The sequence below is a fragment of the Flavobacterium reichenbachii genome (assembly GCF_002217435.1).
GTDB lineage: Bacteria > Bacteroidota > Bacteroidia > Flavobacteriales > Flavobacteriaceae > Flavobacterium > Flavobacterium reichenbachii.
In genome coordinates this window covers 68,216-87,309 of sequence record NZ_MUHF01000005.1, presented here as the reverse complement: position 1 = coordinate 87,309, position 19,094 = coordinate 68,216, and the positions used below count along the sequence as shown (strand labels likewise).

22 protein-coding genes are annotated in these 19,094 nt (G+C 35.4%); 18 read left to right on the top strand and 4 right to left on the bottom strand.

The window, feature by feature from the left end; all coding sequences use genetic code 11:
* Positions 1–37 precede the first annotated feature (37 nt).
* The 8 genes from B0A68_RS05680 (at position 38) to B0A68_RS05645 (ending at position 7,756) form a co-directional block, all read left to right on the top strand.
* The gene (locus B0A68_RS05680) at positions 38–607 is read left to right on the top strand and encodes a Crp/Fnr family transcriptional regulator (protein WP_035689630.1); all 570 of its coding nucleotides are present in this window, start codon (positions 38–40) and stop codon (positions 605–607) included.
* 130 nt (positions 608–737) lie between these two features.
* On the top strand, positions 738–1,532 hold the full coding sequence (locus B0A68_RS05675; protein WP_205623801.1) for a type 1 glutamine amidotransferase domain-containing protein: 795 nt from the start codon (positions 738–740) through the stop codon (positions 1,530–1,532).
* A gap of 342 nt (positions 1,533–1,874) precedes the next feature.
* Positions 1,875–2,180, top strand: a complete 306-nt coding sequence (locus tag B0A68_RS05670) for a putative quinol monooxygenase (RefSeq protein ID WP_035689628.1) — start codon at positions 1,875–1,877, stop codon at positions 2,178–2,180.
* Positions 2,181–2,308: 128 nt separating this feature from the next.
* Positions 2,309–3,703 (top strand): aldehyde dehydrogenase family protein, encoded by a 1,395-nt coding sequence (locus B0A68_RS05665; protein ID WP_035689626.1) that lies wholly within the window; start codon positions 2,309–2,311, stop codon positions 3,701–3,703.
* Between the two features lie 78 nt (positions 3,704–3,781).
* On the top strand, positions 3,782–4,825 hold the full coding sequence (locus B0A68_RS05660) for a GlxA family transcriptional regulator (protein ID WP_051892914.1): 1,044 nt from the start codon (positions 3,782–3,784) through the stop codon (positions 4,823–4,825).
* Positions 4,826–4,900: 75 nt separating this feature from the next.
* Entirely contained in the window at positions 4,901–5,467 is a 567-nt protein-coding gene (locus tag B0A68_RS05655) for a cysteine hydrolase family protein (RefSeq protein ID WP_035689625.1), read from the top strand.
* A 151-nt stretch (positions 5,468–5,618) separates the two neighbouring features.
* Positions 5,619–6,647, top strand: a complete 1,029-nt coding sequence (locus B0A68_RS05650; RefSeq protein WP_035689623.1) for a rod shape-determining protein — start codon at positions 5,619–5,621, stop codon at positions 6,645–6,647.
* Between the two features lie 77 nt (positions 6,648–6,724).
* Entirely contained in the window at positions 6,725–7,756 is a 1,032-nt protein-coding gene (locus B0A68_RS05645) for an LLM class flavin-dependent oxidoreductase (protein ID WP_316931015.1), read from the top strand.
* 154 nt (positions 7,757–7,910) lie between these two features.
* Here B0A68_RS05645 and B0A68_RS05640 read toward each other — a convergent pair whose 3' ends face one another.
* Together B0A68_RS05640 and B0A68_RS05635 are read right to left on the bottom strand one after the other, a co-directional pair.
* A complete protein-coding gene (locus B0A68_RS05640) occupies positions 7,911–8,192 on the bottom strand; it encodes a hypothetical protein (RefSeq protein WP_035689620.1) in 282 nt (93 codons plus the stop codon).
* A 208-nt stretch (positions 8,193–8,400) separates the two neighbouring features.
* Positions 8,401–9,780 carry a DUF2252 domain-containing protein gene (locus B0A68_RS05635; RefSeq protein ID WP_035689619.1) on the bottom strand — a complete coding sequence of 460 codons (1,380 nt, stop codon included), beginning with the start codon at positions 9,778–9,780 and terminating at the stop codon, positions 8,401–8,403.
* Between the two features lie 533 nt (positions 9,781–10,313).
* On the opposite strand from B0A68_RS05635, the gene B0A68_RS05625 reads away from it, so the two are divergent.
* From B0A68_RS05625 to B0A68_RS05610, 4 genes are read left to right on the top strand one after another with little or no spacing between them, the layout of a single operon-like run.
* On the top strand, positions 10,314–10,796 hold the full coding sequence (locus B0A68_RS05625; RefSeq protein ID WP_035689617.1) for a (2Fe-2S)-binding protein: 483 nt from the start codon (positions 10,314–10,316) through the stop codon (positions 10,794–10,796).
* Positions 10,789–11,808: an FAD binding domain-containing protein gene (locus tag B0A68_RS05620; protein WP_035689616.1), complete on the top strand. Its 1,020-nt coding sequence runs from the start codon at positions 10,789–10,791 to the stop codon at positions 11,806–11,808. The genes B0A68_RS05625 and B0A68_RS05620 overlap by 8 nt, the downstream gene beginning before the upstream one ends.
* Before the next feature lie 26 nt (positions 11,809–11,834).
* Positions 11,835–14,072 carry a xanthine dehydrogenase family protein molybdopterin-binding subunit gene (locus B0A68_RS05615; protein ID WP_035689615.1) on the top strand — a complete coding sequence of 746 codons (2,238 nt, stop codon included), beginning with the start codon at positions 11,835–11,837 and terminating at the stop codon, positions 14,070–14,072.
* 45 nt (positions 14,073–14,117) lie between these two features.
* Positions 14,118–14,642 carry a PPC domain-containing DNA-binding protein gene (locus B0A68_RS05610; RefSeq protein WP_035689614.1) on the top strand — a complete coding sequence of 175 codons (525 nt, stop codon included), beginning with the start codon at positions 14,118–14,120 and terminating at the stop codon, positions 14,640–14,642.
* A gap of 47 nt (positions 14,643–14,689) precedes the next feature.
* On the opposite strand, the gene B0A68_RS24425 is transcribed toward B0A68_RS05610, so the two are convergent.
* Positions 14,690–14,857: a hypothetical protein gene (locus tag B0A68_RS24425; protein WP_165571366.1), complete on the bottom strand. Its 168-nt coding sequence runs from the start codon at positions 14,855–14,857 to the stop codon at positions 14,690–14,692.
* Between the two features lie 213 nt (positions 14,858–15,070).
* Here B0A68_RS24425 and B0A68_RS24420 point away from each other — a divergent pair, with 213 nt between their 5' ends.
* From B0A68_RS24420 to B0A68_RS05595, 4 genes are all read left to right on the top strand, one after another.
* Positions 15,071–15,238 (top strand): hypothetical protein, encoded by a 168-nt coding sequence (locus B0A68_RS24420; protein ID WP_165571365.1) that lies wholly within the window; start codon positions 15,071–15,073, stop codon positions 15,236–15,238.
* Positions 15,239–15,422: 184 nt separating this feature from the next.
* The gene (locus B0A68_RS05605) at positions 15,423–15,935 is read left to right on the top strand and encodes a PRC-barrel domain-containing protein (RefSeq protein WP_035689613.1); all 513 of its coding nucleotides are present in this window, start codon (positions 15,423–15,425) and stop codon (positions 15,933–15,935) included.
* 282 nt (positions 15,936–16,217) lie between these two features.
* Positions 16,218–16,703: a hypothetical protein gene (locus tag B0A68_RS05600; protein WP_035689612.1), complete on the top strand. Its 486-nt coding sequence runs from the start codon at positions 16,218–16,220 to the stop codon at positions 16,701–16,703.
* A 79-nt stretch (positions 16,704–16,782) separates the two neighbouring features.
* Positions 16,783–17,481: a DUF1826 domain-containing protein gene (locus B0A68_RS05595; RefSeq protein ID WP_035689611.1), complete on the top strand. Its 699-nt coding sequence runs from the start codon at positions 16,783–16,785 to the stop codon at positions 17,479–17,481.
* Positions 17,482–17,497: 16 nt separating this feature from the next.
* Here the strand turns inward: B0A68_RS05595 and B0A68_RS05590 are convergent, their stop codons facing one another.
* Complete coding sequence (locus B0A68_RS05590) at positions 17,498–17,785, bottom strand: hypothetical protein (RefSeq protein ID WP_035689610.1); 288 nt, start codon at positions 17,783–17,785, stop codon at positions 17,498–17,500.
* 490 nt (positions 17,786–18,275) lie between these two features.
* On the opposite strand from B0A68_RS05590, the gene B0A68_RS05585 reads away from it, so the two are divergent.
* Both B0A68_RS05585 and B0A68_RS05580 read left to right on the top strand, forming a co-directional pair.
* Positions 18,276–18,515 (top strand): hypothetical protein, encoded by a 240-nt coding sequence (locus B0A68_RS05585; RefSeq protein WP_035689609.1) that lies wholly within the window; start codon positions 18,276–18,278, stop codon positions 18,513–18,515.
* Between the two features lie 11 nt (positions 18,516–18,526).
* On the top strand, positions 18,527–19,087 hold the full coding sequence (locus B0A68_RS05580) for a hypothetical protein (protein ID WP_035689608.1): 561 nt from the start codon (positions 18,527–18,529) through the stop codon (positions 19,085–19,087).
* Positions 19,088–19,094: the final 7 nt, after the last annotated feature.

The following is a 19,094-nucleotide window of genomic DNA, read 5'->3' as shown; positions in this document are numbered from 1 at the left end:
AAGTAATCTTATACCTTTGAAAAGGTAAAAATAACCTATGGAAAAACTGCGAAAACATATTGAAGAAATTATTCCGATAACCGATGAAGAGTTTGAATCGATCAAACCCTTCTTTACGATAAGAAGGGTATTAAAAAATCAATATCTTATTCAGCAAGGAGATGATGCAAAATATGAATACATCATTATGAGCGGTATTTTTAGAGTTTTTTATCTTAATGAAGAAGGAAAGGAACACATCGTGCAGTTTGCTACAGAAAACTGGTGGATGTCTGATTACATTTCATACTTTAACCAGAAGCCTGCAAACATGTATGTGGTTTGTATGGAGCCTGGAGAAGTTTTATGCCTGACGCTTGAAGGCAGAGAACAGCTCTCTGTTACGCTTCATAAAATGGAACATTTTTTTAGAGTAAAACTCACCAAAGGTTATATCGCTTTGCAGCAAAGGGTAATTTCGCTGCTTTCTAATAATCCGCAGCAGCGTTATAAAGAATTTGCAGCTCTTTATCCAAATCTAATGCAAAAAATTCCCAAGAAGTACATTGCAGAATATCTCGGTGTAAGCCGTGAAACCCTAAGCAGGCTGTACTCTAATAACAAATAAGCTTCTAATTAATTCTCAAAGTGTGATTCTCGTCACACTTTTTTTGTGACTTTACTCCTCGTATTGAGGAGTAGAGCCGGCATAAATTTGCCCTATAAATAATTCATTAACAACTAAAAAATTTATAGAAATGAAAAGACTTATGATTCTCACATTGGCACTTGCCTTTTTTTCTTCGAATGCACAAAACAAAAAAGAAAACACAACAACACAACAAAAAACAACTCTTAAAAACGAAACAAAAATGAACAAGAAAATTTTAATTATCGTATCGAATGCTAATGCAATTGGACCAAATAACAGAAGAACAGGAACTTTTCTTCCTGAAGTAGCGCATCCTTATGCCGAATTTGACAAAGCAAATTACCAAATAGATTTTGCAAGTTTAACAGGAGATACGCCCTATTTGGACGCGCTTAATCTGGCAAATGACCCTGATAACCTGGCTTTTCTAACAGGAAAAGGATGGGAAAAGATGCAGAAAGCCGTAAAACTGTCCACTGTTGATGTTAGTAAATACGATGCCGTTTTTGTACCAGGCGGATTAGCATCAATGGTGGATATGCCGGAAAATGAATTGCTGAAAAAAGTAATAAAAGAAACTTACGAACGAAATGCAGTGGTTGGAGCTGTCTGTCACGGTCCGGTATCTTTATTAAATGTAAAATTAAGCAACGGAACTTATCTGGTAAATGGTAAAAATATTACCTCTTTTACAGACGAAGAAGAAAATGGTTACGCTATTGCAGATGTACCTTTTTTATTAGAAAGTGCACTAACTAAACAAGGCGCTAAATTTCACGCTGCTGCAGTATGGTCGGCTCATAGTATTGCCGATGGGAATCTGGTTACAGGACAAAATCCGGCTTCTGCAAAAGGCGTAGCAGAAAAGATGATTGTAATTTTAGAATCTCCTAAAAAGTAATCATAATCTCGTTTGCGCATTTTTGTCATCCTGGGGAACGAGGGATCTTTGTGAGAAACACTGCAAAGTTTGGCAATATCCTGAACGGAATTTCTGGTGTGATTTATTTCGTCAGTTCGCTATCGCTCGGGTCTCGTTCCTCGAAATGACAAACTACACGAAAATATTGTTATGAAAATCATTATCCTAGCCCCGATAGTAGTGGATATCCTTTTGTGGCGGGGTTCGCCATAAAAGATTGGAACGGATAGCGGGATTAGCTTCTGAAAAAAAATGGTTTTATCATAGAAATCGAAATGACAAGATTGTGTTAAGTGGTTAATTAATTAAAAAAAAAATAAAATGGAAAATCAAAATCCAGTTCATGTTTTTGCAACATGGAAAGTTAAAGAAGGTCAGGTTGAAAATGTTCTAAATTTGCTAAAAACCGTGCATGACGAAAGTATCAGGGAAGAAGGAAATCTTTTTTATAAAATTCATCAAAGTAATTCAGATGTAAATACGATACTATTATTTGAAGGATATACTAATGAAACGGCTGTTGCAGCACATCGAAATGCATCCTATTTTCAAGATTTAGTTTTGGGTCAAATTGTTCCTTTATTGGATAATAGAGAGATTGTTTTAGCGACACCTTTAGAATATTAATTTTCAATATTGTGGATCAAGGTATTGTCATCATTGATAATTTGACTAAATTTAAAGAACAAATCATGAGAAATTGACCTTAAATAGTGATGTCATGGTTTTTTAGAATTACATATTAAAAAAACATTATGGAAAATACCACAAAAATAATATTCCCATACGATCAAAGCCTGGTAAAGGAATTACCGTTGATCAATAAAAATGATATTGAAAACATATTAATTACTGCTCAGAACTTATTCAACGATCAATCTAATTGGATTCCCGCTTTTAAAAGAATTGAAATATTAGAAAAAGCAGCTTCGATAATGAATGACAGGAGCGAGGAACTGATACATATCGCTATCAGCGAAGGCGGAAAACCTTATAAAGATTCAAAAGCAGAAATACTGAGAGCCATAAAAGGAGTAAAATTAGCAGCCGAACATATATCGCAGCTAAAAGGCGAGCAAATCCCGATGGGACTTACCGAAGCTTCTGTAAACAGGATTGCTTTTACGTCAAAAGAGCCAATTGGAGTTGTTGCAGCGGTGAGCGCGTTTAATCATCCGTTAAATTTGGCAGTGCATCAAATTGCAACTGCCGTTGCCGCAGGTTGTCCCGTTATATTCAAGCCATCAAGTAATACACCACTTTCAGGTCTTGCATTGGCAGAAATTTTAAAAGAAGCGGGTTTACCAGAAGGCTGGCTGCAAGTAGTGTTGTGTGATAATGAAACCGCAGAATTGTTAGTGACAGATTCGAGAATTCATTTTTTCTCTTTTATTGGTTCGGCAAAAGTAGGCTGGTCTTTAAAAAGTAAATTAGCTCCGGGAACGCGATCTGCTTTAGAACATGGAGGCGCAGCACCTGTAATTGTAGAAAGTGATGCCGATTTTAGCGAGATGATTCCGGATTTGGTAAAAGGAGGTTTTTATCACGCAGGTCAGGTTTGTGTATCGGTTCAGAAAGTGTATGTAAATGAGGAAATTTGTGACCGTTTTGTTGAGCAGTTTTCTGAAGCAGTAAATAAATTAATTGTCGGAAATCCGTTTGATGAAAAGACCGATGTAGGTTCGCTTATTACACCAAAAGAAGTCAATCGCGTTGAGGAATGGGTTAACGAAGCTATTGAAGAAGGCGCTAAATTAATTACAGGAGGAAAACGTATTTCTGATACCACCTTTCAGCCCACAGTTTTGTTTAATCCGTCAGAAGATTCTAAAGTTTCAACCAATGAGATTTTCGGACCTGTGGTTTGTATATATCCTTTTGCAAATAGAGAGGAAGCTATTAAAAAAGCAAACGCTCTAGAGGTTCATTTTCAGGCTGCTGTCTTTACAAAAAATATAGATATCGCATTAGACACGACAAAAAAACTAAACGCAACTGCCGTTATGGTTAATGACAATACCGCTTTTAGAGTAGATTGGATGCCGTTTGGAGGCAGAGATGCTTCTGGATTGGGAATGGGAGGAATCTCATATACTATAAATGATATGACAAGAGAAAAGCTTTTTGTTTTTAAAAGTAAATCTCTTTAAACATTATTAATTTTATATAAAAAATAGTAACAGCGCAATGCTGTTACTATTTTTTTTTGGCAGTTCTACAATGTTTAAATGAATTTATACTTAAATTTTATTCTAAATTTGAAAGGAATAAAACCTGAACGGTATTCAAATTATTATAAAGAGACACTTCAAGAAATGACAGCATCCACGATTTATTTTTATATTCCGCAGCAAGTTACATTACTGGATTTAGCTGGTGTTTTAGAAGTTTTTCAGGAAGCTAAATCTTTAGGGTTTGATTACCAGCTAAAATTCATTAGTAATACTGAGATTATTACTTCTTCATCTGGATTGGAACTTTTATCGGTTGTACACTTTTCAAAAACAAATCCACAAGAAAACGATATCATTTTTATATCGGGATTTAGTACAGATCAAATAGATAAAACTTCAGAAGATATTTTATTTTTCGAATGGCTTAAAAAGGCAGATTCCCATCAAACAACAATAGCCAGTGTTTGTAACGGAGCATTTATTCTTGCCAAATCCGGAATGCTGGATTACAAGGAATGTACGACACATTGGAAACTTATTGAAAAATTGAAAAAAGATTTTCCGCTCTTAAAAGTACAAAGCAATACACTATTTACAAAAGCCGATAACTTATATACAAGTGCCGGTATTGTAACGGGTATCGATCTGGCTTTGTTTATCATAGAAGAACGACATGGTAAAGATACTGCTGTGACAATTGCAAAAGAATTAGTGGTATACAAGAGGAGACAGGGAAGTGATGAACAGGAAAGTGTTTATTTGCAAAATAGAAATCATCTCGATGAAAAAATTCATAGTATTCAGGATTGGATTATTTACAATTTAGAGAAAACTTCTACTATTGATTTTTTAGCAGATTTAGTGCATATGGGTGAAAGAAATTTGACCAGAATTTTTAAGAAAAAAACCGGAGTTACAATTGCCGAATACCGAACAAAACTGCGGATCGAAAAGGCAAAAAGTCTTTTACTGAATTCTGATTATAAAGTAGAACATATTGCAAATTTATGCGGATATAAAACTTCGAAGCAATTGAGAATTATTCTTGAAAAATATACTCATGAACTGCCTGCCGAAATTAAAAACAAGTTGTCTTAAAACGACTATTTTTTGTCCTTTTTCTGTACTCAATTAGCAGATACATTTGTATCTATTAATCAAATAACTAGAAACATGAGACTTAGAGAACAAAATGCAGCTTTGATAATTATAGACATGCAAAAAGGTTTTAATGATGAAAATTATTGGGGCGGTAATAGAAACAACAAAGATGCCGAATTGAAAATAGCCGAGATTCTCGAAAAATGGAGATTTCTTAAACTTCCCATATTTCATATCGTTCACAGCTCCATACATCTGAATTCAAAATTGCACGAATCTAATCCCGGATTTGAAATTAAGGATGAAGTAAAACCAATGGAAGGCGAAACTGTAATTGTAAAAAATGTAAACAGTGCTTTTATAGGAACAGATTTAAAAGAAAGACTTGATAATCAGAAAATCAATAAGCTTGTTTTCGTGGGATTAACATCAAATCATTGCGTTTCGACTACAGCAAGAATGGCGGCAAATTTAGGGTTTGACAATTTGGTAATCTCAGATGCTACCGCTACGTTTGACAGAATTGGAATAAACGGAGAAAACTTTGATTCGGAATTAATTCATCAGATATCTTTAGCAAGTTTGAATAATGAATTTGCGCAAATAGTGAATACCGAAAAATTATTTGATTTAGTTTGAGTGAGGATTTAATACTTAAGACATATTAATATTTTAGAATTATTGCTCTGATTTAACTTCATTTAAAATATTTTTTACTCTTTTAAAACGATTTTGGCATCCTAGAGAGAATAAAACGTCAACAATACCGTTTTTTAAACAAAACGATATTATGGGTTTATTGGATTTTATGATAGTAGAAATCGCTATGGATTTAGGAACAGCTAACACTTTGATTATTTATGATGGGAAGATTGTGGTAGACAGTCCCTCAATTGTAGCACGAGATATTAGAAACGGAAAAATTATCGCTGTAGGTAAAGAAGCGAGTTTAATGCAGGGCAAGACACACGAGAATATTAAAACAATACGCCCGCTTAAAGATGGAGTAATTGCAGATTTTGATGCTTCGGAGAAAATGATCAGCTGGTTCATAAAAAATATTCCCGAAATAAAGAAAAACCTTTTTACTCCGTCACTGCGAATGGTAGTTTGTATTCCAAGCGGTATTACCGAAGTTGAAATGAGAGCCGTAAGGGAATCCTGCGAAAGGGTAAACGGAAAAGAAGTTTTCCTGATACATGAACCAATGGCAGCTGCTATTGGAATGGGCTTAGATGTTATGCAGCCCAAAGGAAACATTGTTGTTGATATTGGCGGCGGTACGACAGAAATTGCTGTGATTGCATTGGGTGGAATCATTTGTGATAGATCCATAAAAATTGCAGGAGATGTATTTACTGGAGATATACTTTATTACATGAGAACACATCATAACTTGTATATTGGAGAGGCTACCGCCGAGCAGATAAAAATAGAAGTAGGCGCTGCAATGGAAGTACTTGAAGATGCTCCGGAGGATATGATGGTGCGCGGGAGGGATCTGCTTACAGGAAAACCCAAAGAAGTACGAGTTACATCCAGAGAAATTGCAAGGGCTATTGACAAATCTGTACTAAGAATTGAAGATGCTATTATGGTAACGCTTTCGCTCACACCGCCAGAATTGGCTGCAGATATTTATAATACAGGATTATATCTCGCCGGAGGAGGTGCAATGCTTCGTGGTCTTGATAAAAGAATTTCTCAGAAGACAGATCTGCCGGTCTATATTGCAGAAGATCCTTTACGAGCAGTGGTTAGAGGAACGGGAATAGTTTTAAAAAATATAGCTAAATATAAAAGTGTACTCTTAAAATAGATTCAGACAAAATCTATAAAAAGGTTATAGGGTCAATCGATAATCCTGCGTATATTTGGAATTGTTAAATAATAATCATGCGAACAATGAAAAAAATAGGATTTTTATCGTTTGGGCACTGGGCCGATCATCCTTCCTATAAAGCTCGTACAGCCAGCGATACACTGCTTCAGTCCATTGATTTGGCCGTTGCTGCAGAAGAGATTGGTCTGGACGGCGCTTACTTCCGAGTACATCATTTTGCACGACAACTGGCATCACCTTTTCCGTTACTTTCGGCTATTGGTACTAAAACGAGCAAAATTGAGATTGGCACGGGAGTAATCGATATGCGGTATGAAAACCCGCTGTATATGGTAGAAGATGCCAGTGCTGCAGACTTAATTTCGGGTGGACGTTTACAGTTAGGAATCAGCAGAGGATCGCCGGAACAAGTCATTGAAGGCTGGCGCTCTTTTGGTTATGAACCTGTAGCCGGTGAAACTGATGCTGATATGGGACGTAAAAAAGCTTTGGAATTTTTGGATAAACTAAATGGTGTGGGATTTGCAGAGCCAAATCCGTTTCCTATGTTTCCTAATCCGCCGGGCTTATTGCGCCTGGAACCACATTCTGAAGGATTAAGAGAACGAATCTGGTGGGGAGCAGCATCTAATGCTACTGCTGTCTGGGCAGCCGAAAACGGGATGCATCTGCAGAGTTCTACTTTGAAATACGATGAAAACGGTAAACCTTTTCACATCCAGCAGGCAGAACAGATCAGGTTGTATAAAGAAGCCTGGAAAAAAGCAGGGCATAAGCACGAGCCAAGAGTTTCAGTAAGCCGTTCGATTTTTGCATTAGTTAATGATCAGGACAGATACTACTTTGGAGATCAAGGTAAAGGGTCCGATAGCTTTGGTAATATAGAAAGTGATAAACGTGCTATCTTTGGAAAAAGCTATGCAGCCGAACCGGATAAACTTATCGCAGAGTTAGCTCAGGATGAAGCTATTCAGGAAGCAGATACAGTATTGCTCACGATACCCAATACATTGGGCGTTGACTATAACGTACATATACTCTCGGCTATACTAGAACATATTGCTCCAGAGCTTGGCTGGCGTTAATTTATTGGAAATAAATGCAGTAAAAAGCTAGACGAACAGATCTGAGCTGTAAAAAAAACGTCCAATTCTCAGAATTGGACGTTTTTTTTTATAATACTTATTTAGTAGTGTGCACATGTTTATTTCATCTGCTTTAATATTTGTTAATGCAGTATTAGCTCCTCATTATAAAAGTTCCGGATTCTCCTTCATTTTTATCACTTTCGGGCTCAGATTCTAATTCTTCCCAGTCATTTTCGTCGTATTCCGAATCGAAATCATCCTCAAGATCTTCTTCCAGTTCTCCAAGTTCTAAGTTATAATGATTGCTTGCTGTCAATTCATCTTCTAGATCGCTGTCCAGATAATCATCGTAATTTAATAAGAGCTCTTCTTCATAGTATGTCATATCGCCTGAAGATTGCTCAGACGTATAAATGTAGTTTTCGTAATTCATATAATCAGTTTCTAATTAATAGCTTGTTAGTTTTTAATTTTTCAATTAAGCTTAATTAAAAGTACAGTTTCTGTTACAGGAGATTTTATACAATTTTGGAGAGGAATTGTTAAATTTACATTCTGCAAAAAATCAGAAATAATAAGATGATGTCAACCTTTAAATTACAAATAGATGAGGATCTTTAGTTGAAGGTATCTTCAACTTATTACTCCAATTTTATAATTCCTTTTTCGACTGCAGTTAGCAATGCATAATAATCCTTCTTGTTTTGCTTGGTGTAAGCAACAGAAAAACGGCTGATTGCTTTTTTAAATTTGTCACTTTTACCAATATAACCCGCTATTGCCGCTGCTTTACCTGTTCTGGCATGAGCTTGCGCAAGTGCCCATCCGCAGGAACTGGCATAGTGTACAAGATTTTTGAAGTTCATAGTTTCTATTACAGGTTTTATTTTTGCATCCCGCATTTGTCTTACATAATAGTTTCTGCCGCTATTATCAGATGTCCAGCCTAAGAAAATATCAGAAGCAGACTGCATTAGGCGCTGACCGTTCACTACTCGCTGACCGTGGTGCTCGTATTCACTTTTGCCTGTAAATGGTGTAAGTACACTTTCATAAGCTTCCTTAAACTGCAAGAACAGCGGATCTCCTGAATCCGATAATAACAAAATGACTCCACACCATGTACCGACACTTCCTACTCCGACAACTTTTACAGCAACGTCTTGAATTTTATAATTTTCCAATAATACCTTACGGTCGTCGGGAAGGGTTTCTTTGTATCGAAGAAATGCATTTTCAGCACGATTTAAAAACGCTTCTTGTTTGCTGTCTTCCAAATGATAAATAAGCGGAGGATGGTCTAGAATAATTACTTTGCCGTCTTTTATCTCAGTCATTTTTTCAAACTCTTTTTCATGCGGAGTTCGCTCAGAAGCTTTTTCAAGCCGTTTTTGGTCTAGTTTTTTAGAGAGTGTGTCGTTGCCGGATTTAATCATATCCTCAAAACGAATGTCTTCATACCAAACCTGAAGGGCAGACATTTCTGCATACTTTCTCATATTTTTAGCATAGCTGGAAACAACTATTTCAGCTATTTTTTTAGATTTCGCTTTAGAAAAACCCTTATGTCTGGCGGCAATTGTAAAACTAGCTGCCAGACGTTTTAGATCCCATTCCCAAGGAGCAACGGCTGTTTCATCAAAATCGTTTATATCAAAAATAATGTTTCGTTCCGGCGTAGCAAATCCGCCGAAATTCATCAAATGACAATCCCCGCATATCTGTATTTGAAGTGCAGTAGATTTCTGCACACCGAGATCAGCAGCCATAATTCCAGCGGCACCGCGATAGTGTGTAAATGGCGATTCTAAAATACGTTGATATCTTATCGGCAATAACTCTTCAATACGCCCTCTCGTTCGTTCTATGTGCAGTTCTGCAACGTTTCGTTCCGTAACCTGAAATTTTCCATGTGATGCCCTGGAGCAATTTTTTCTGAGTGAACGACCAAAAGCATATTGATCTTTTCTGGTTTGTTTGAGCTGTTTTAAATTAAGGATTTCAGGATTTTCAGAACTCATTTATTTACTTTTAATATATTATACGATTTACTTAAATATTGGGTCATTTCTGTTTATGGATTCCCTTCGCCGACGCTGGCTCCATAGATTTGTCTTGTGGCGCAGCTGGCATCATTAGCTGCAAGTTCTACTGGTTGTCCCGGTCTTTTCATAGGTGTTTTCGAGCCTCCGCTTACCTGAAGCGGTGTCTTTTTGAATTTTAAAATTACAGGTAAAACAGCACTTTGACTTACAGAATTGGAAACCCGCCTTATATAATTATCAGCATTGAAGATTTATCTTTTGTTGGCAGCACAATACATCTGCATAAAATCAATACCAATCTCTTTCATACATTTTTAGGATTAGAATATTCGCACATGTAAAGTCATTCTCTCCGTTTAATTCTATAACATACGTTTACTAATGATGTAAGTATTATTTACTGCCAGTAACTAATTTAGAGTTGTTTATTCATGAGGTTGCCAACGTCTGAGTAAGCAACTTTTGGTTCGTGTTAAATTAATTTCCTTATACTTTAAAAATCATCTGATATGAAAACAGAAGCAACGCACTCAACATCTCTCATCGTAAATGAAGCAGCATACAATTTAGAACTTTTGCCCTGGGTTTCATTATTAGATGTGCTAAGGGATGAAATTAAACTCACAGGAACCAAGAAAGGTTGTGATCATGGGCAATGCGGCGCTTGTACTATTATTGTCGATGGTAAAAGAATATTAAGCTGCCTAACACTCGGAGTTATGAAAAACGGCTCTGAGATCACTACGATCGAAGGAATTGCAAATGGCGAAAAACTACATCCGCTTCAGCAGGCTTTTATAGAGCACGATGCTTTTCAGTGCGGTTATTGTACTCCGGGACAAATTTGCAGTGCGATTGGAATGTTAAACGAAGCAAAAGCAAAAACCAGAGAAGATGTTCAGGAATTAATGAGCGGTAATCTATGCAGATGCGGTGCCAGTAAAGGTATTATAAACGCCATAATGGAAGTGAAAGGAGATTATCATGAATAATTTCTCTTACACTAAAGTTTCAACTACAGATCAGGCAATTTCGCAAATTGATGGTGATATCCGAAATAAAATAGTAGCAGGAGGCACTAACCTAAATGATCTTCTAAAATATTTTATAACCAAAGCTGATAAACTCGTAGATATAAATCCGATTGCGGAAAATAATTCCATCATTCGGCTTGAAACTGGAGGCGTTAGAATTGGCGCACTTCATACCAATGCCGATATGGCTTATGATCCTATTATAGAAGAGCGTTATCCATTATTGTCTAAAGCAATTTTGGCTGGTGCTTCTGCTCAAATAAGAAACATGGCGACCAATGGCGGTAACTTAATGCAGCGTACCAGATGTTATTATTTTTATGATATTACGACGCCTTGTAATAAGCGCGATCCCGGTTCTGGATGTGCTGCAATTACGGGTTACAACCGAATTCATGCGATTTTAGGACAAAGTGAAAACTGTATTGCGGTTTTCCCGTCGGATATGTGTGTGGCATTGGCCGCTTTAAATGCAGCAGTAAATATTAAAGGGCCAGAGGGAGAAAGAGTTTTGGCTTTCGCCGAATTTCACAGACTTTCAGGAGATACTCCACACATTGATAATAATCTCAAACACGGTGAAATAATTACCAGCATTGATCTTCCTGCAAAAGGATTTGAAAAAAACTATTCGTATTTAAAACTCAGAGACAGAAGTTCTTATTCGTTTGCACTCGTTTCTGTTGCCACTGGATTAGATATTGAAAACGGAATTATCAAAGAAGCCCGAATTGCATTGGGCGGAGTTGCTCACAAGCCCTGGAGAAGTACAGAAGCCGAAGATTTTCTAAAAGCCAAGGAACCAACCCGAATAAATTTTTCTGAAGCGGCAGCGATAATTTTAAAAGATGCTAAAGGTTACGAACATAATTCGTTTAAAATTGAACTTGCAAAAAGAGCGATTGTTCGAAATTGTCTTATGGCATTAAATCCTGAATCACAGCGTCCTGGTGCAAAACCGTCATTATAAATACAATTCAATTAAATTAAGAAGAAATGACAAAACTACCCTCTATAGGAAAACCAATAAGCCGTCTGGAAGGACATTTTAAAGTAACCGGAAGTGCCAAATACGCTGGTGAATATGACGTACCCGACTTATTATACGGTTATGTGGTAAACAGTACGATTACTAAAGGTAGAATTAAAATAATTGACACCGCAGGCGCCAAAGCTTTAGAAGGCGTGATTGAAGTTTTTACGCACGAAAACAGACCTTCAACAGCGTGGTTTGATTTTCAATATGCAGATATGGATGCACCGCCTGGAACTGTTTTTAAACCATTAAAAGATAATGAAATTAAATACAACGGTCAGCCCATTGCACTTGTTGTTGCCACAACTTTTGAAATGGCGAGATATGCAGCAACCTTAATTAAAACAGCTTACGCAGAAAAAGAATTTGAAACAGATCTGGAATCTAATCTAGAGAAAGCCAGAGAACCTAAAAAAGGGCTTGCGTCTATGCTTAAACCGCCTCCGGCAAAACCAACTGGGAATTTTGAAGAAGCTTATAGGAATTCTTTTGTTCAAAGTTCCGGCGAATTTAAACACGGAACAGAACATCATAATCCGATGGAAATGTTTGCTACGACGGTTGTTTATGAAGGTAAAAACAAATTAAAAATTTACGATAAAACACAAGGAACCATTAATTCTCAAATGTATGTTGCCAATGTTTTTGGTTTAAAAATGAAAAATGTTCAGGTAATTGCGCCTTATGTTGGCGGTGCTTTTGGTTCAGGACTTCGGCCGCAATACCAGCTTTTTATGGCTGTTATGGCATCGTTCAAGCTAAAACGAAATGTACGCGTTACCTTAGACCGATCGCAAATGTTTACTTTTGGACATAGACCGCCAACGTTACAATTTACCAAATTTGGTGCTGATGAAAACGGAAAAGTAAATGCCATTTATCATGAAGCAATTGCAGAAACTTCGCAATTTGAAGACTATGTCGAAAATGTAGTAAACTGGTCCAATATGCTGTATCCTGCAGAAAATACTTTGCTGGAACACAAACTTGTTCCGTTAGATGTTTATTCTCCGCTGGACATGCGCGCACCTGGCGGAAGCACAGGTATTCATGCCATTGAAATCACAATGGACGATCTTGCGTACCAATTAAATATTGATCCGCTTGAATTGCGCTTGATCAATTATTCAGAAAAAGATAAAAGTTCAGATAAAGAATATTCCAGCAAGGAACTTAGAAATTGTTACCTGCAGGGTGCTGAAAAATTTGGATGGAAAAACAGAAATCCAGAACCCCGAAATATGAAACGCGGTAATAAACTGATTGGCTACGGAATGGCAACTGGAATTTGGGATGCCAACCGACTTTTGGCACGAGTTCAGGCTATTATGACAAGCGATGGAAAAGTGGAACTTAAAAGTGCCGTAACCGATATCGGAACGGGAACTTTAACCATCATGACGCAGATTGCATCAGATGAATTAGGAATCCCATTAGAAGATATTACATTTTCATATGCAGATAGTGCAATGCCGTTTGCACCTATACAAGGCGGTTCTTTTACTACCGCAACTGTTGGGCCTGCAGTTAAAGCTTCGTGCAAAGCATTAAAGGAAAAATTATTCAGGAAAGCCAAAAACTTAAGAAGTTCGGTTTTAAGTGATGCGAAATTTGAAGATGTAGTTTTTAGCGAAGGCTTTATATTTTTAAAAGAGAATGCTGAAGTTAAAATTAGCATTGATGAGATTTTTACTTTTAATGAAGGAAAAGAAATAAAAACCACAAATGCAGCCATGCCGAATCCTCTTGTATATGGAAAAAAAGCCAGAGCAGTGCATAGTGCTGTTTTTGTTGAAGTTGAAGTAGACGAAGAATTGGGAATTATTGAGGTAAAAAGAGCCGTAACAGCCGTTGCAGCAGGAAAAATTATTAATCCGAAAACTGCCGAAAGCCAGATTCTGGGAGGAATGATTTGGGGAATCAGCAAAACGCTGCACGAAGAGACAATTCTTGATGATCAATTCGGCAAATACATGAATGCTAATCTAGCCGAATATCATATTCCGGTTCACGCTGATATTCACGAATTAGATGTGATTTTTGTAGAAGAAAATGACGATTTTGTCAATGATCTGGGTGTAAAAGGAGTAGGCGAAATCGGGATTGTAGGAATGCCTCCGGCAATTGCAAACGCAATTTTTCACGCCACAGGAAAACGTATACATAATTTGCCAATTCATTTTGATCAGCTTTTATAATCTTGAAATTTTATAAGAAATTAAAAATAATTAAAACTCAATTATATGTTTTTAGCATCAAAAAAAATAATAGCAGCAGGAATGCTTTTTCTGGCAGTAACTGCAGTAAAAGCACAGCAAAAAGACAACAGCGAGAAATGCCGTTACACCAAAACTACTAGTGGTTATTTAATGGTACTGCGGGAAGGCGATAATGTTTTGGCTTTAATCGAAAATCTGGTAAAAGAACAGCAGATTCCTTCTGCAAATTTTACCGGAATAGGTTTCGCACAAGAAGTAACTTTTGGCTTTTATGATTTTAATCAAAAGAGCTTTAATCCAAAGACCTTCAATAAAGTAGAAATGGGCAGTCTGACAGGTTCTATCGCCTGGAGCGAAGGTAAGCCGTCACTGCATATTCATGGTATTGCAACAGATGATAAGTTTGATGCTTACGGCGGACATATCCTCGCACTAAAAGTGGGGACTGGTTCTATGGAAATTTATATTACACTCAATCAGAATAAATTAGAAAGAAAAATAGAGCAGCCTCTAAATGCAAATGTCTTGCAGCTTCCTTGTGCTAATTAAGTGAAGTTTTGATGACTCTATCGAGCAAACTTGCTTTTCTCGTGCTTTTAAAATCCTAAATCTCCAAGCTCAATAGTATAAAGCGGATGAGGCTCTAATTTGTTTGCAAAACCATCTTCGAGATAGTCATCGTGATGTAAAAGTAATTGTTCTTCGTAAGAAATTGTATTTTCTGTAGAGTGTTCCGGCTGATAAAAATAGTTTTGAAATGTCATAATAATTAATTTAAAGATTGTTCATTTAACTTGATTAAAACTATGATATTTCTTACGGGTTGTCTTACATAATTTTTCGCAGATATTGTCGAATTTTCATTTTAAGCATACTGGGAATTGTATAACTTCTTGATGAAATTAAATACTTTTTTTGGTCTTAATCGATTGTACCTTAGTATTTAATTAAACTAATTTGTAATTAAAAAAATAGTTATGGCAGAGATCAAAATTGAAAAAAAGAAGCCAATATGGCCATGGATTGTAGCAGTACTACTAATAGCAGCTCTTGTGTACTTCGTATTTTTTAGAAATAATGACGTTACAACAAACAGCGTTATAGAAACCGAAAACGCTGCAAGTACAGATACTATAGCACCTTAATTAAAAAGCAGGCAGTAATAAAAATGCCTCTTTCTAAATTATAGAAATTTATAAATAATAAGTACCTACAATGCTCGACACATAATTGGAGATATTTAGATTTCACAATAAAAGGAGAGCAAAGTAACAGCTAAGCTATATTTAAGCTTTGCTGAAAAATGAATTTATACTAATAAAAAAAATTATGGAAAATAAAGATAGAAATTTATACAGACTGGACGAACTTTCTGATTATAAGATCGCTTCAAATTATTCTGATGTAAGAGGATGGAAAATAGTAGACTCTGACAACCGTACAATAGGTAAAGTAGACAATCTTTGGGTTAATAAAGACATGCAGCGTGTGGTTTACCTTGATGTAAATGTAGACAAAGCATTAATAGATGACAGTCATAATGAAGTGCACGACGCTCTGGCAAACGATAACGGAAAAGAGTTTATGTACAAAGATGGAGACAGTCATATTATTATTCCGATTGGCTCTGTGTCCATTAATAAAGACACCAAAATTGTAATGGCCAACAATATTGGTTATGATACCTTTAGAAACACCAGCCGATACAGCCGTCAGCACAATTTTGACAGAAATTATGAAAGAAGAGTAATGAATGGATATTACCCTGAAAATAATTCTAATGTTGGATATGATAGTGAAGACGATACTTTTTACAATCGCAAAGAATTTGACAACCACTAGATTTTATCAATAGAATACCCTTATATAGATAAGAATCATCCTAAAAGGAATAAAAAGATCAAGCAATAAATGTTTGATCTTTTTTTTGTTATGTACGTACTTGTTTTTATTTATCAATTAATTAGATCGCGTAAAATTTAAGTAAAAGATCAATTTGCTGTTATTGATAAACCAAATATTTTATTATTTTTATAAAGGAAAAATGAAACTGAAAGGCTTTAAAAAAACTGAAAATTATTAGAAAAGTTTATAAAAGAGCTTAATGCGGCAGGTTAAAATTATATGAATATTACAAATTCAAAAAGCAATACAACCCGAGTTGATATGATAAAGAAAAGACATGCAATTAATTTAAATATTTTAGTTATTCTATCATTGTTTTCGCTCTTATTTTTTGTTTTTAGCTGTAATCAAATCACAGAAAATAAATACGAAGGAAATTGGATTTTAAAAGATCATAATTACACTGCAAAAATTACTTTGAAGGATGGAAATTACAGTAAAGAATATAGTAGTGATGATCTTAAAGTACCATCAAGCGGGAAGTTCTATCTTAATAAAAATGAAAATAGAGTAGGAGTGACTTTATCATTTATACCTGATAAAATAATTACTGAGAATGATACTATTTTTCAGGAATGCGAAAATTTAGATGTTATTGAAATTAATGATAGTAGTCTGATCATTCAAAAATCAAATCAATTTAGCAGGGATGCAAAAGATAAATTGATTAAAGTAAATGAAATTCTAATTTATAAAAAGCAGTAAAAGCAGAGCCCGATGTGGCTCGCGTATATAAACTTCACGGATAAATGCAGTCTTGCAAACCGTTCCCACAAACAATATTATGAACAATATATTTTCTGACAGCACCCAAATCGGAATAGCAGCTACTTTTTCTGATCTGGTGCAGACCAATTTCAAGGGAGAAATGAATGCGCTGTGCTGGCATAGAAATTTAGACGGCGATTTTAACGAGATTGTAGCTAAGTTATCTTTACAAGAAAATATAACCGAGGTTTATCCCGAAGATCTAATCGCGCTCCAACTCTCGGAAAAGGGGAATATAGCAAGAGATATAATCTTAAACGATTTACAATTATTGACAGATTTTGGCGCTTCACCATCGCTTAATTTATTGAAGTGTTATGAACGTGATGATGAGTTTGATTTCATCTCGACAGATGTGTATTCGTTTCATGTTGATCGTTCGCCCATTGCAACCGATACATTTTTATGTACCTATCACGGAGCGGCAAGTGATATTATTTCGAATTCACAGGCAGAGCAAAAAATCCTGATTCCAGAAATCCGCGCCAAGCTAAAAGAGCTGCATGATGGACCAGCAGAAGAATTCGAAGACTTTTTAAAGGAAAATTATTTTGATCTGCATTATCAGGTAAATGCAAATGCAAAACCTATTAATTTAGGAGTAGGACATCTTTGGCGATTGGCGGTAGACCATCCAAAACAAGAAGTGCTGCCTTGTATTCATAGAGCACCAGTAGAAAATGAAGGCGAATACAGGTTGTTGTTGATTTGTTGAGGATAACGAAGTTAACTTAATTGTAAATAACTTTATTATCTACTAAAATTAAACCTTTTATACTTATGATACTTTCATCAGAATCGGAATTTAAAAAGATATATCCCTCGTTATCCAACATTATTAAAGCTTCTAATACTTTAGCTTGTTTTTTCTTTTCATGAGATAAACTGTCTTCTATTGGTGTGTAAGCATTAAAAACAATAGTTAACAGACTTGTCAGTTCTTCTAGCGTACAACTCATGCCGTATCTGTCTGCAAGCATCTGCAGAATTTTTATAAGAAAGATTGGTAATGTTTCCATGAGAATAGCTTTTGCTTATATATACGGAAACAGAATCGAAATAGTTTTTTTTTTGGAAGATTTAAATTATTGTAAGTGTTTGGATTTTAATAATTTGGATTTTTTTAATATTTCTAATTGATCTCTCACTCACTGAAGAATTCTTTTTAGAAAGCTCTGAATGTCTTCTGATTCGCAACCGCTTTCATACCTCAATCGCTCTCATATGCGCAACCATAGCGTTCCGTGCCTGTTTCTATATTAAACCGGATTTTCTTTTTTAAAATCTTTGAAAATTGAATTGATTGAAAGTAAGTAATTTTATTTATCTTGAGTAAGTTATTAAAATAAAATAAAAATAGGTTAAAAAAAAGCCACTTATCTCTCAAAGTCACCTCAATAGTTATAAGTATGAAACAATCGAGGGAATTTATAATTTGTTAATAATTCATCTATTAAAAAAAATAAAGCGATAGATTTAAGTTATAATTTTGATTTTTAAATTATAAAAATGGAAAAGATAAATATTTTAATAAATGATATCCAACAATTTGGAGCTGAATCGATGGAACAGTATAATAGAAATAAAGAAATAAATCGAGAGCAATATTTTAAATTGGTTGAACGAATAGAAGAATTATCGGTTAATGATTTTAATACATCTGAAAAGTTTGAATATTTTTTGCGATATTGGAATCAAGATATTAGAAAAGCTGGAAGATTTGTGATAAGTAATGCATTTAATTTTTAAATCTCGTTACTATGAAAAAGAATAAAACAGCCTTAGAAACTAGATTTTGGGCAGACTTTGCAGTGGGAAATCCGTTTAAAGCACTCGATGCCTTTTTTGACTTTGCAGCTCTTGATTATTATAAACAAAACTTAACAGAAGTGGCGCTTTACAGCTGTAAAACAGAGGTTTATCAACAAGACAATCCCAGCGATGCTTTTGTGTTTTATACTGCTTTTAGCTCTTTTGTCAAAATCTGTTATGGTCTCCAACAGAAAAGCAAAAAATGGAAAGTTACAGCTTCTTTGCACTCTCAAACAGCATTTCATCTTTCTTCTCTAACGAAAGAAGAATATGAAAATCCTTTTATTGTATTTCAAAAAGCATTTAATGAAAAAACGCCGCAGCAATTCGAATTTTTTCTATCTCTAATCCTGGAACTTTCGTTGTCTCCCAATGCCGAAAATCCTAACGCAGACTTGACGACGCCTTATATTCATTTAATCAAAATGCTCGATGCAATAGAATTAATTAGAGAAAGGGGAGTAGAGAAAATCAAGAAAAAGCATCAGATTGTTTCTGTAACAGAATAAAATATCC